11 protein-coding genes are annotated in these 13,094 nt (G+C 46.7%); 4 read left to right on the top strand and 7 right to left on the bottom strand.

Annotated features, from left to right (window positions below; all coding sequences use genetic code 11):
- Positions 1–141: 141 nt before the first annotated feature.
- The 6 genes from QUA44_RS23465 to QUA44_RS23490 all read right to left on the bottom strand — a co-directional run bounded on the left by QUA44_RS23465 (position 142) and on the right by QUA44_RS23490 (position 7,119).
- On the bottom strand, positions 142–1,569 hold the full coding sequence (locus tag QUA44_RS23465) for a phosphoglucomutase/phosphomannomutase family protein (RefSeq protein WP_333254842.1): 1,428 nt from the start codon (positions 1,567–1,569) through the stop codon (positions 142–144).
- Positions 1,570–1,775: 206 nt separating this feature from the next.
- Positions 1,776–2,510: a GTP cyclohydrolase I FolE gene (gene folE, locus QUA44_RS23470; protein ID WP_333254840.1), complete on the bottom strand. Its 735-nt coding sequence runs from the start codon at positions 2,508–2,510 to the stop codon at positions 1,776–1,778.
- Between the two features lie 103 nt (positions 2,511–2,613).
- Positions 2,614–3,339, bottom strand: a complete 726-nt coding sequence (locus tag QUA44_RS23475) for an SDR family oxidoreductase (protein WP_333254838.1) — start codon at positions 3,337–3,339, stop codon at positions 2,614–2,616.
- A 244-nt stretch (positions 3,340–3,583) separates the two neighbouring features.
- Positions 3,584–4,564 (bottom strand): acetyl-CoA carboxylase carboxyl transferase subunit alpha, encoded by a 981-nt coding sequence (accA, locus tag QUA44_RS23480; protein ID WP_333254836.1) that lies wholly within the window; start codon positions 4,562–4,564, stop codon positions 3,584–3,586.
- A gap of 705 nt (positions 4,565–5,269) precedes the next feature.
- Positions 5,270–6,295 carry a long-chain acyl-[acyl-carrier-protein] reductase gene (locus QUA44_RS23485; RefSeq protein ID WP_333254832.1) on the bottom strand — a complete coding sequence of 342 codons (1,026 nt, stop codon included), beginning with the start codon at positions 6,293–6,295 and terminating at the stop codon, positions 5,270–5,272.
- Between the two features lie 131 nt (positions 6,296–6,426).
- Complete coding sequence (locus tag QUA44_RS23490) at positions 6,427–7,119, bottom strand: aldehyde oxygenase (deformylating) (RefSeq protein ID WP_333254830.1); 693 nt, start codon at positions 7,117–7,119, stop codon at positions 6,427–6,429.
- Positions 7,120–7,189: 70 nt separating this feature from the next.
- Here QUA44_RS23490 and QUA44_RS23495 point away from each other — a divergent pair, with 70 nt between their 5' ends.
- The 3 genes from QUA44_RS23495 to QUA44_RS23505 all read left to right on the top strand — a co-directional run bounded on the left by QUA44_RS23495 (position 7,190) and on the right by QUA44_RS23505 (position 8,985).
- Positions 7,190–7,381 carry a hypothetical protein gene (locus QUA44_RS23495; protein WP_332984860.1) on the top strand — a complete coding sequence of 64 codons (192 nt, stop codon included), beginning with the start codon at positions 7,190–7,192 and terminating at the stop codon, positions 7,379–7,381.
- A 231-nt stretch (positions 7,382–7,612) separates the two neighbouring features.
- Positions 7,613–8,431, top strand: coding sequence for a carbohydrate ABC transporter permease (locus tag QUA44_RS23500; protein ID WP_333254826.1), 819 nt, complete (start codon positions 7,613–7,615; stop codon positions 8,429–8,431).
- A 305-nt stretch (positions 8,432–8,736) separates the two neighbouring features.
- The gene (locus QUA44_RS23505) at positions 8,737–8,985 is read left to right on the top strand and encodes a transporter suffix domain-containing protein (RefSeq protein WP_333254822.1); all 249 of its coding nucleotides are present in this window, start codon (positions 8,737–8,739) and stop codon (positions 8,983–8,985) included.
- 60 nt (positions 8,986–9,045) lie between these two features.
- Here QUA44_RS23505 and QUA44_RS23510 read toward each other — a convergent pair whose 3' ends face one another.
- Positions 9,046–10,074 carry a hypothetical protein gene (locus QUA44_RS23510; RefSeq protein ID WP_333254821.1) on the bottom strand — a complete coding sequence of 343 codons (1,029 nt, stop codon included), beginning with the start codon at positions 10,072–10,074 and terminating at the stop codon, positions 9,046–9,048.
- Positions 10,075–10,835: 761 nt separating this feature from the next.
- Between QUA44_RS23510 and QUA44_RS23515 the strand changes: the two genes are divergently transcribed.
- Entirely contained in the window at positions 10,836–13,013 is a 2,178-nt protein-coding gene (locus QUA44_RS23515; protein ID WP_333254819.1) for a pentapeptide repeat-containing protein, read from the top strand.
- Positions 13,014–13,094 lie beyond the last annotated feature (81 nt).

The raw sequence follows: 13,094 nt of genomic DNA on the forward strand, positions 1-13,094 counted from the left end.
TTTTTTTAACCGCAGAGGGCGCAGAGAACGCAGAGAAGAAGAATGGAGAAATAAGTGATATCAAATCCGTTGACATCGGAATTATTCATCTCTATCTCTTCTTTTCCTCTGCGACCTCTGTGGTCTCTGCGGTTAAAAACTCTAATTTTTCTGTGCCCAAGCTTTCGCCCAATTCAAGTTGTGCATCACGTCTTTCAAGGTCGCCGCTTCGGAATACAGCCGCAATACTGGTTCGGTTCCGCTAAATCGAATTAACAGCCAACTTCCGTCGGCTAATCGGAATTTATATCCGTCTACTTTGTTGCAATCTATAACTGCTTTGCCGGCGATTTCTGTTAATGGTTGATTTTGCAGCAAATCCAGCAAGCGCGCTCTTTCTTCCATGTTTGCTAGGTGCAAGTCGATTCTGTCATAAGCTGAAGTAAAGCTTGTTTCTTGTTGCAGTCCGCTGTAAATTGCGCTTAAGTCTTCCCCGGATTTGACGACTGCTTCTAACAAGTACAGGGCTGACAGTAAAGCGTCTCTTTCGGGTATGTGGGTTCCGTAGCCGATTCCTCCTGATTCTTCGCCGCCTACTAGGACTTTGGTGGTTAACATTCTATCGGCTATATACTTGTAGCCGATCGGCGTTTCAAACAATGGTAAGCCGTAAAGTTGGGCAATTTTGGGCATGATGTCGGAACCGCTGACGGTTTTGATGACTTCTCCGGTGAAGCCGCGCCGTTTTGCTAGGTGTTCGATTAATATGGGAACTAGGATTTGTGAACTGAGAAAATTTCCTTGGGAGTCAACGGCTGCTATTCGATCGCTATCTCCGTCAAATACAAATCCGATCGACAAACCAGAGCTTTTTCGCTGGTGAGTCCGCATCACGCGGAACAACTGCGACAGGTAGCGCGGTAAAGGTTCTGGTGCACCGCCACCAAACAGCGGATCGCGATCGCTATTGACTTCATGCACTGGAACTTCTAATATTTGAGCTAAGCCGCCCGCCGCCGCGCCGTGCATTACATCTACAAATACTGTAATTTTACTGGATGCAATTGCCTCTTTTATCGCTTCAATATCTACCATTTCCCGCAAGGTTTTGCAGTAAGCCGGCCAAGGATTGAAATTCTCCAATTTTCCGGGAGTTGCTGCGAGTGTGGCTGGATTTTCGAGTTTTTCTTCTATCTGTTGCGTAACTTCGGGCGAAACTGAACCGCCAAACCCGCCCTTGACTTTTAACCCTAAATATGCGCCGGGATTGTGGCTGGCTGTCAGGACGATCGCACCCAAAGCATTTAATTGTTTGGCCGCTAAACTGAAAGCTGGAGTTGGAGCATAAGAATCGCTCAGTAATACGTCAAATCCGGCGTTTTGGACGGCAACAGCCGCTGTTTGGGCAAAATCTTCAGCCAGAAATCGGCGGTCGTAACCGACAATTACAGTACCGCTGCTGGCATTATTGCCGCCTGTTTGTGCGAGAACTTGTGCCGCTAAGGGAGCGACTAACGCTACGCGATCAAATGTAAAATCGTCAGCAATGATGCCGCGCCAGCCATCTGTACCGAATTTAATAGGATTCATTTAGTCACAAGTCATGAGTCACCTGTCTATTTTATGGGGTTATTTGTCGATCGTCACTAGAAACTGATAACTGTTGACTGTTGACTGCTGACTCTCATTAGCCTTGTTTGATAGTTATGTTGGGTTTCATCTCTCAACCCAACCTACTGACAACTGTCAACTGCCAACTGTCAACTGTCAACTGCCAACTGTCAACTGTCAACTGACTAAAAGAATGCCGGTTGGTGGCGGATCAAATTCAAGAATTCTTCGCGAGTTTTTTGTTCCTCTTGAAACACGCCCAACATGGCACTCGTCACCGTCCAAGCACCAGGTTTTTGTACACCCCGCATTGTCATGCACATATGGCTGGCTTCCATTACCACAGCTACTCCCTGCGGTTCCAATATTGTCTGAACTGCTTCGGCAATTTGGCGCGTCAAACGTTCTTGCACCTGCAATCTGCGGCTGTACATCTCGGCAATTCGGGCTAATTTGCTCAATCCCACTACTTTTTGGTTGGGAATGTAAGCAATGTGAACTCGGCCCATAAACGGCAGCATATGGTGTTCGCACATACTGAATACGCTGATGTCTCGTACCAGTACCATTTCGTTGTGACCTTCGTCAAAGATAGCGCCGTTGAGGAGTTCTTCGAGGGATTCACTGTAACCACTGGTGAGAAACCGCATTGCTTCTGCTACCCGTTTTGGGGTTTTGAGCAATCCTTCGCGTTCGGGGTCTTCTCCTACTCCCAACAGCATTGTCCGAACGGCCTCCATCATTTCTTCTTGGCCTACTTCTGACGGTTTCGGTACGTGGGATTCTTGACCGTTCGAGGAATTGCGATCTGGTCGAGTTGGGATGCGCGGGGTGTTGTTGTCTGCGGTTTCTGAAAGTTTCATGCTGTCAGTCGAGATTGAGTTTGATCCATTGGAACTGGTGTTTGATGAAATTGTCATAAGAAGTTGGTGTAAGGGTGAATCGATTTTGGATTGGGGGATATAGCTAGAGATTCAAAGATTGTTGAATTCGAGAAAAATCCAGCAGTCTAAAATCTCAAGTTCACAAAACTCCTGCGTTGGACATGAGGGTGATTTCTTCAATTACTGCACTTGCTGGCAACTGAACTGCGTGCAGAATTGATTGGGCGACGATTTCTGGGGTTAACATGGCACTGCGATCGAAGTCGGCTTGCATAGTTTTTGTGTCCCACATCGGAGTATTGACAGAACCCGGACAGATTGCTGTTACGCGAATTCCGTGAGCCCGTTCTTCGGCGGCTAAGGTTTTAGACAAAGCCATGAGACCGAATTTGCTGACGCAGTAGGCCCCCCAGTTGGGGAAGGTTTGGTTGCCGGCGATCGAGGAAACGTTGATGATGATTCCCGATCCGCGATCGCGCATTCCCGGCAAAATTCCTAAAATGCACTGCCAGACGCTTGTAAGATTGAGGTCTAGAACGCTCTGCCAGTCGGTTAGGGATGTTTCGGTCAAGGAGCCTGTATACCCCATGCCAGCGCTGTTGACTAGGATATCTACGGGCCCGAATTGAGAGGCGATCGCGCTGATGCCGCTTTGCACTTGCTCAATTTTTGCCAAGTCTAAGGGATAAGCTTCTGCTTTCACTCCAAATTCTCTGGCTGCTGTGGCAACGGCTTCTAGGTTTTCTGACTTTCGGCTAACTAAAGCTAGATTTATGCCTTCAGCAGCGAACGCTAGAGCCGTCGCTTTGCCAATACCGCTGCTCGCTCCGGTAATCAGAGCCTGCTTTGTTGTTCGATCGTTCATTAAATTTCCTGATACTTTCGATCGGCAAATCTTTAAAGCGTTGCAGCCTGCTTTGGCAAATTAGCAAGCTGTTGGCTGCGGGTGATAACAGTTAATTATGAGATAAACATTAAGAACTGTTAAGCCGCTGTCACCTGAGAAATTATAACACTGCTGACGGATTAGCAGAATTATCGGTTGCGAGTTATGAGTTACTCGCTTGAAGTTAAGAGGTTTTTGACTCATAACTCTCTGCTCGATCGACTCAAGCAGCAATTTCAGTGAACACACCGATGTCGCGAAACTTTTGATACCGGAGTTGTCGGCGCTGCTGGCCCGTAAGCTGACTTAGTTCTGCTAAGTTTTCCAACAAAGCTTGTTTAAGCATGGACGCAGCTTTGAGGGGATTCGAGTGAGCGCCACCAACTGGTTCTGGTACTATCTGATCTAGAACGCCGAGGTTTTTCAAATCCCAGGAAGTGATTTTCAGGGCTTCTGCCGCCAAGTTAGCTTTGCCAGAGTCTTTCCAGAGAATGGCGGCACAAGCTTCGGGGGTGGCGACGGTATACACAGAATGTTCTAACATCAACAGCCGCTCGCCGACACCGATACCCAAGGCTCCGCCGGAACCGCCTTCGCCGATGACTGTGCAAATAATCGGAACGTCGAGGCGAAACATTTCTCGGAGGTTACAGGCGATCGCCTCTCCTTGTCCAAGCTGTTCAGCTTCTAAGCCCGCCCAAGCCCCCGGAGTGTCGATAAAGGTGAAAATTGGCATCGAGAAGCGATCGGCGTGTTCCATCAACCGCAGGGCTTTGCGGTAGCCGCCGGGAGCTGCCATACCGAAGTTGCGGGCGATATTGTCTTTAGTGTCGCGCCCTTTTTGATGGCCGATGATGACTGTGGGACGCCCGTCTATGCGGGCAATTCCGCCCACTAGGGCAGGGTCGTCTCCGCCGCACCGATCGCCGTGAAGCTCGATCCACTCGTCGCTAATTGCCTGAATGTAATCGAGAGTGCTGGGGCGGCGCGGGTGACGGGCGAGTTGCAGCCGCTGCATGGGGGACAAGCTGCTGAAGATTTCTTGTCGCAGTTGGGCAGAGCGAGCTTCGAGTTTGCGGATTTCGTCGGTGACATCGACGCTGTTTTCTGCAGCGAGTTCGCGAATCTGGTGAATTCGGGTTTCGAGTTCGGCCAGTGGTTTTTCAAAATCTAGGAGTAGTGGTTTACGGTCTGAGTTTGGCACGCTGATAATTTCTATAAGGTTTTGTCAGGTTTTGTCGATCGACTATTTCCAGATCCTACCCTGTCAGGGGATACTGAAAAAGAGGGGAAATTTGGAAGTTTTAAATTTTGAATTATGCTTGGCTTACTAAGCTGGTTGAACATCAGAGACTTGAGCCTCGTTTTTTGCTACACTATTTTTGCTTGCTTCTGATTTTTACCATAAAGAATTGGTTTAAAGCCCCAAGCCTGATCTGGAGAAATTAAAAGAAGACTATTCATTACTCCAATCCTCTTCCTTCCAGGTAGAGGTCGCTATCTTGCGGTCAACTGTCAACTGTCAACTGTCAACTGTCAACTGAAGCCCCTATTTCCCAGCGCCCCTGGGTTCCCCACCGCCACAAAAGACCTAACCCTGCTGAACTTTTCCCAAGTCCAAAAAGCGACACCAGCGCGTTCATCGAAATCACCCCTTGGGAAGCTTTAACAGCCCTGTCTATATTACATTTTGTCGCCAACTATCAAATATCCGAAGAATTAAATACAAACTCTTGCCACCAATCACATCCGCTTGTTCCGAACTACAAACTACTTTTCTTCGGGTCGTGCGATCGGCTGTAATATTAATAGTTAACTGTTGAAAATTCACTATTAACTGTCCTAAAAAAAGTTACTGGTTATTATCAGAAAAACTTTCCTCAATAACCAATAACCACAACAAATCACATCAAACTGACATTAATAAAGGTCTGAAACCATGCTTGACAGAAATATGACCGATTTGCTCCATCTTTTCCACAGTAATTTGATTCCGTCCCCAAGAAAAATTGGTATACATTTTTTCAAATTCCAGCAGCATTGATTCAGCAAAACAGGCAAACAACTGTCGGCCAGGTACATCCATATTGACAATCTTCATAATTTTCCACTCAATATCGAGGGAATGCTCCACAATCCCGCCATTTAGTACGTAAATTCCGGGATGCTGAACCTGAGTTGCCAAATTTTTCGGATAGCCACCGTCAATCAATAAACAGGGTTGCTTCAATGTCTTAGGGTTAATTTCTACTCCCTTTGGCATACTGGCTACCCAGACTACAATATCCGCTTGGGGCAGGGCTTCTTCCAAATCCATGATTTTGCCTCGCCCTAATTCCGATTGCAAATCTTGCAATCGTTGTTTGTCGCGGGCAATCAGCAACAATTCTGCTACATTTGTTTTGACATTGAGCCAGCGACACACAGCACTGCCAATATCGCCAGTAGCACCGCAAACCGCTACAGTGGCTTTTGAAAGTTCAATTCCCAATTTTGGGGCTGCTTGTTCTACTTGGCGGCAGAGGATGTAAGCCGTGTGAGTGTTACCAGTAGTGAAGCGTTCAAACTCCAACTTGAGATTGCGAATTTGCTTAATTTGCTGCAAGTTGAAAGTCTCAAAAATGATCGAAGAAAAGCCGCCTAAAGCAGTGATGTTAATCCCGTTTTTTTGAGCGTGTGCCATCGCATTAAGGATTTTGCGAGTGGCTGCTTTAATCCGGCGAGTGGCTAGCATTTCCGGCAGAAAACATGACTCCACATAGCGGCCTTCTATTTTTTGCCCGGTGATGCTAGTGACAGTGATATGATCAACTATTTGGGGCGGTGCGCTGCACCAAAAATCGAGACCTTGATCGGCATATTCTGGATAGCCCAGCTCGTTAGCTACTGATTGGGCGTGTTCTAAGCTGGTTAAGTGACCGATTAGACCAAACATTAAGTTGTCAAATGAAGGAAGATTGAAGAAGAAGGAAGAAGGAAGAAGGAAGAAGGAAAATTTGCTAATTAAAAATGAGATGCCTCATTTTTGATTTTTAATTCTTTTCCCATTCCTTATTTCCCAATTAACTAGGCTGCGAGACCTTGTGCTGACATCCGCATGATGTCGCGGTTGTTAAAGCCAATGTTACCTAGGGCTTCGCCGTAGGCAATCATAAAGTCTTCGATTAAAGCGTCTTTTTCCATACCCAAAACGCGAGCATCGTCTGCGACAGAGTTTAGCAGTCTCCAGATGATGGGCAGGTTTTGGCGGTTTGCAGCTTCGAGTTCGGCTTTGGATTCCTCAAAGTGAGCTTGCAGCCAGACTTCCCCAAAGTTGAGGTGGCTGTATTCTTCTTTGACGACGCCTTCGGTGATTTTGCGAGCAAAGTCATCGGCGACGGGGATGTAGATGTTGTAAGCTGCGATCGCAAAACACTCGATAATTAGTGATTGAATCAGCAAGCAAGTTACAATCTGACCATCCGCCGCGGCCGTTTGGAAGTTTCTGTGCAAATCCGAAAAGAATTCCTTGGCAAATACCATGTCCGGTGTGACTTTGAGATTCCGGCCACAAGCTTGGAAGCCTTTCATGTGGCGGTTCTCCATCTTGGACAAGCCAACTAACTCTGCTTTTTTGTCAGCCAACAGTTCGGCCAGTGTCAGGTAATTGTCGTGAGCTTCTTGTTCGCCTTCAATCACAATGGCGTTGATGCGGCTGTAAGCATCTTTGTAAGTTTCGGTTTGAAAGTCAATTGTTGGGCTAGCCTCAAGCTGGGGCATAGATATGTAGTCTCCTCATATAAGCTTGTGGGATGTCTGGAAACCCCTTTAAAATTGGGGGTCAGTGACAGTGCACTTTACCTTTTTTGAACGCACCCCATCTAAATCAGAGATTATAGCTGAGGATTCTTTCGACAAAGAACTTTTCTTTGACGTTCCGGGAAAAACTGGCGTCCTCAGCGTGTTTGGCGGAGTTTTGCCGTCGAACACTCCAGAAAGACTATCGCTAGAATGCTATCTATTTACTAATTACTTGAATTAGTCGTTAGTCGATCTTTTGCCCGGAAATAGATGAGAGAAATACGGTCTATGTCTCCACCTTTCAGGGTTTTACATTACCAACTCTATCTATAACATTATATCCTAATCCCAACTTCCTCCCTAGGTAGTCCTTCTTTCCTTCTACGACTATTATGTTGTTGTATGGGAATCTGGGATGCGATCGGCTTTGATAACCTCACAGGCTTATTATTTTAGGTTAATTCACAAATTTATGGGTAAATCCTTTGACAGGTCTCAAGCGCTGGAACTTCTGAGTTTTATTTTGTTGCTGGCGGGGGCTGCGCTGGTGCTGCTACCGCTGGCTGCTGTATTTTTCATTTCTGTATCACCATCTGGTGTCGGTGTCAAGGCCACAGGCCTGACTTTTGCGAACTATCAGGAGGCTTGGCGACGTGGCAATTTTTTGTTGGCATTTGTTAATTCTACTCTAGTGGCGATCGCAGTGACGGGTTTTCAGGTTGTGACTTCTGCTTTGGCCGGTTATGCTTTGGCCAGGCTGAAGTTTCGGGGGCGACAGGCCGTAGTTTTGGGGGTTTTGGCGACGCTGGTAATTCCGTTTCAGCTTTTGGTGATTCCCATTTTCTTGGTTTTGAAGTCGGGCCATCTGCTGAATACTTACGGGGCGCTGATTTTGCCGACGGCGGCTAACGGTTTTGGGATTTTTCTGCTGCGCCAGTATTTTATGACAATTCCGGTGGAGTTGGAGGAGGCGGCAATGCTGGATGGGGCTAACCGCTGGCAGGTTTTATGGCAGGTGATGTTACCTTTGGCCCGCCCTGCTTTGGTGACGCTGTTTTTGTTTACCTTTATCGGGGAGTGGAATGATTTGTTTAAACCGCTGGTGTTTACCACCCGGCCGGAGTTGCGGACTGTGCAGTTGGTTTTGGCTGAGTTTCAGGAACAGTTTACTAGCAGTTGGCAGTTGTTGATGGCGGCGGTGGTAATTGGAACAGTGCCGATGGTGTTGCTGTTTTTGGCCGGTCAACGGCAGTTTATTCGGGGGATTGCGGCGACGGGGATTAAGAATTGAGTTGGAGATGCTTGGCAATTAAGTTTGTAGTCATTTGTGGAACCATTCTCAAGAACAGGCAAGATGCCTGTTCCACAAAGAGTGAACTTTCTTGTGGAACAGACATCTTGCCTGTTGCTGACATTGATGCCTGTTCCACAAAGAGTGAACTTTCTTGTGGAACAGGCATCTTGCCTGTTGCTGACATTGGTGCCGCTAGGTGAGTTTGTAGTCACGCGGCGATTGAACTCGCTACTATACAAACAAAATTCACTCCAAGCAGACTAATAGATAAAGGGCATATCAAAGCTGTATTATGTGAATCTATGCAAAAACTCGGTTTATTTTTATTTATCGTATCTTTTCTACCGTGGCTCGCAATCTTGTTTGTTGTGCCATTCCTGCCGCTGGACATTACCCAAAAAACTACTTTATCTGTCGTTCTGGCTGTTGGGGCGGAAGTTTGTTTTTGGATTAGCGTAGTGCTGTTGGGGAAAGAAGTAGTTACCAAATATCGGCGTTATTTGCATCCCCGGTATCTTTGGAAAAAAATCAGAAATTTTAACCGCAGATGAACAGGGTTCGACGCCGATAATGAGCCTGGAGATTGGCGTTTATCTGCGGTCAAGGTTGAGCTATTCGCTGAAAATTTGCAAGCGAATAGAGCGTTCTCCATCTCCGAAATCTACTTCAATTTTTTCTCCCGAAAGACTGTCCAAGCATCCCAAAAGCAACCGTAAATTCGGTGTACTTGCTCCTGTATCCACGTACAATCTATCTGCTAAACTGCCTAAACGCTTCCAAATGGTGTAGAGTTTGACTACTGTTTGTTCTAGCTGTGCGGCTTGTTTTACAACGTCGGCGGTGGTTCCCAAACAGCCTACTCGCAAAGATTCTTCTAAGGCCATTTCCATGTCTAAATGAGACTGATTGAGAGCTTGCACTTGGGCGGCGGCGTCGAGATATTTTGATAAGTTCTTGGCGTCTGAAGTTAGCTGTTTTACTGTATCTAAGTCGGGATTTTCTGCTACTTCTTTTTGAATTTCGCTTTGGTGAGATGGAGAGAGTTTCTCCATTTCTTTGACTAAAGGAGCGAGATAACGGGAAGGAAGTGAACCGCTAGATGCTTTTTCTTTGACTTCTTCTGGCAATAAATCTGAGTTCATTGCCATCCATTCGTCGGAGAGTTGTTTGACTTCGCGGCGGGTGATGCGATCGCCACTTGCTGCGGCATCTGTTACCATTTGCTGCACTTCGGGAGATGCTTTTGCGGTTTCTACAAAGGCTCTTTTGCTGAAGTTTCTAATAGAATTTGGATCTAAATCTCCTTGTTGGATCAGAGTGTCGGCACTATTAGCTAATTCTATCAAAGAATAGGCTTGACTTTTGCCAATTTCTCTTTCTTTGAGCCAGTTCAAAAAGCCTGTACCGCGTCCTTCGCCGCCTTTTTTTTCTCTGTCTCGGACTGTTCGGAGAATGCGTCCCCGCCAAATGTCGGTTTGCAAGTCGAAGCGATCGCACACTTTCCAGGCATTGTCAACCTGATTTTCAAAGTCAAAGTCTGGTAGTTGTTCGTCTTCGGGGTCTGGTAATTGGAAGTTGATGTCGGTAAAGCCGTTGAGGGCTTCTGCAAGTTCTGCGGGATTTAGGGGGACTTCAGCCATTAGGAAAAATTTGTGTAGTGCAACAGCCGGTTTAATTGGGAACTTGCACGGGTTGACAGTTGAGACGCTATATGTAGCGGTAAGGCAGGCAAAATTTACCTACTAATAGAGTTTTTGTGCAAGTCATATTATTATTGCACGATGGAGGGCGATCGGCGAAAAGATACCCAAAATGACTCCGGGCACGCACCTGATGGGACTTGAGGGGAGTGCTGGCTGTGCGGGGATTGATTTAAAGTGAATTATGAAATTAAAGGAACTAATAAAATGCTGGAAACTAGCAAACGTTAGGAGCACTCTATCCCTTTGTTAGCCTAGAATTGAGAAAATAAGCTAAAGGAAAAGTGCCAGGTCAGAACAAGACATCGCTAATATTATTGCGATCGAACCGGGTAAGCGTGGCGGTAAACCTTGTATTCGAGGTCAAACCCTCAGTTCCGCAGTCCGGCAGGGGTTTAAACCCCTGCCTCAAAGCGAAAGTCCTCGGTCGAGGACTAAGAAGAAGACGAAGACTTTTAAACTCATTAGTCCTCTTTGAGAGGACTTTCGCTATTAGACAGGGAATTGATTCCCTGGCGGACTCGCGGATGGTGGGTTTAAGTTGTCACAAATGCAACTCGGTAAAAAACCCGGTTTCTTTGTCGGAGTGCGTAAGTCCTGTTTAATCGGCCAGATTCGTTGTTAAAATAAAATTTTGTCAGGGGCATCGCTACAACTAGCATCGCAATGAAAAAATAGCCACTATCTCCCTGCGTAAAGTCATGCCCCAAGACTTCTCCGGTAAAAATCTCCGAGGCCGCAACTTCAAAGGTCAAAACCTCACAGGTGCAAAATTCATCGGTGCAGACATCCGAGGCGCAAACTTCACCAATGCCATCCTCAAAGAAGCTGACTTCACCCGTGCCAAAGCTGGACTCCAACGCCGCTGGACAATTTTTCTAGTAACTATCTCGCTATTTCTATCGGTAATATCGGGATTGATGTCAGGCTTTGTTAGTGTTTGGGTAGCAGTTTTGTTGACTCCAGATATCATCAAACAGTACACCAATCTTCCCGGTGTAGTTCTGTTGATAGTTTTGGCAATCTTGTTTATAGCTATTATCCGCCTAGCTTTGGGGGCAGCGGCAGGGGCAGCGGCAGGGGCAGCGGCAGTGGCAGGGGCAGCGACAGCGGCAGCGGCAGGGGCAGTGGCAGTGGCAGGGGCAGCGACAGCGGCAGGGGCAGCGGCAGGGGCAGCGGCAGGGGCAGCGGCAGTGGCAGTGGCAGTGGCAGCAGCAGTGGCAGGGGCAGGGGCAGTGGCAGGGGCAGCGACAGTGGCAGGGGCAGTGGCAGGGGCAGCGGCAGTAGCAGGGGCAGGGGCAGTGGCAGGGGCAGCGGCAGTGGCAGCGGCAGTGGCAGTGGCAGTGGCAGGGGCAGGGGCAGGGGCAGTGGCAGGGGCAGGGGCAGCGGCAGGACTAGGTATTTACGTTGCTTGGCGTGCCCGGGCTGGGGATGAGAAACACGCCTTTGTTCGCAAAATCGCCATTGTCTTTGCCGCTACAGGTGGCACTAGCTTTCGCAATGCCGATTTAACTGATGCCAATTTCACTGAGGCAACTTTCAAAAGTACAGATTTTAGAACAGCTAATCTCACTCGCACTTGCTTCCGCAATACAGAAAAGCTCGATCGCGCGCGAGTCGGTAATTCGATATTAGCTGATACCCGGATCAGAGAATTACTCATCACTGGCAATGGCTACAAAAAATCCTATGTCGGTGCGAATCTCCAAGGAGCCAACCTGACAGGAGTTAATTTCAACGAGGCTAATCTCAAGCAGGCTAACCTCAGCGAAGCAACTTTGCATCAAGCTAATTTGGAATCGGCAAACCTCACTGATACTCAAGCCTTGGCAACAAATTTTACAGAGGCTTATTTTACAGGTGCTTGTTTGGAAGCTTGGAACATTGACGCTAATACAAAGCTCGATCGCGTTGACTGTCGGTTTGTTTATCTTCTAGAATATCCCCAACCGGGAACTGGCGATCGCGAACGTCGCCCTCACCACATCAGTAAATGTTTTGAACCGGGGGATTTCGAGAAGCTCTATAAAAAAATTCTGACAACAGTGCAAATCCTGCTCAAAGATGGGATTAACCCAGAAGCTTTTACCGCTGCTTTTCAGAAGTTAATGCAAGAATTTCCAGACATTACACCGGAGTCAATTCAAGGATTTGAGAAGAAAGAAAACGATGTTTTAGTGACTATCGAAGTTCCCGAAGGAACGGATAAGGGAAAAATCGAGCAAAATTGGGACAAAGTTTATCAAGCAAAACTAGAAGCTAAACTGCGAGACGAGCAATTAAAATCTAAAGATGAAACTATTGCCATTCAAAAACATTATTTTAATGTTTTTCTAGACTTAGTGAAAGGAGGGCATACTAAAAATTGCGATCTGAATGAATCTGCAAAATTATTGACTCAGCCACCTGTTAATGTTAATATTACTAATATACCTAAATCTAAATCAAAGAGTAAAGCTATGAGTGACCAAATCGACCAAAGTCGCAAAATAGAAATTACAGGCGGAACCGTTAACGCTAGCGGTGCAGGAGCTTTAAGTTTAGGTGATATCAGCGGTACTGTTGCCAATACAATTAATCAATTATCTGATTCTGCTAAACCAGATGAACCGGGAATCAAAGAATTATTGACTGACTTACAAACAGCAATCGAGGCTGAAACTAATTTATCTGATGATGATAAAGCTGAAGCATTGGAGCAGGTAAAAACTTTGGCAGAAGTCGGGAAAAATCCCCAAGAAAGTACAATGCAAAAGGCGGGGAAAACGGCAATGAAAATTTTGAAAGGGACTATTGCTGGTTTACCTAGTGCGGCGACTTTGGTAGAAGCTTGCAGTAAATTGTTGCCTGCGATCGCCAGTCTCTTACTTTTACCCTGAAATCCAATATCAACGCCCAGTAAGTAATTGTATTTTTAGGGCGGGCGAGACGCCCACCCCACGAAGATTCTTCGCTTCAAT

The organism is Microcoleus sp. N9_A2 (genome assembly GCF_036701775.1).
Taxonomy (GTDB): domain Bacteria; phylum Cyanobacteriota; class Cyanobacteriia; order Cyanobacteriales; family Microcoleaceae; genus Microcoleus.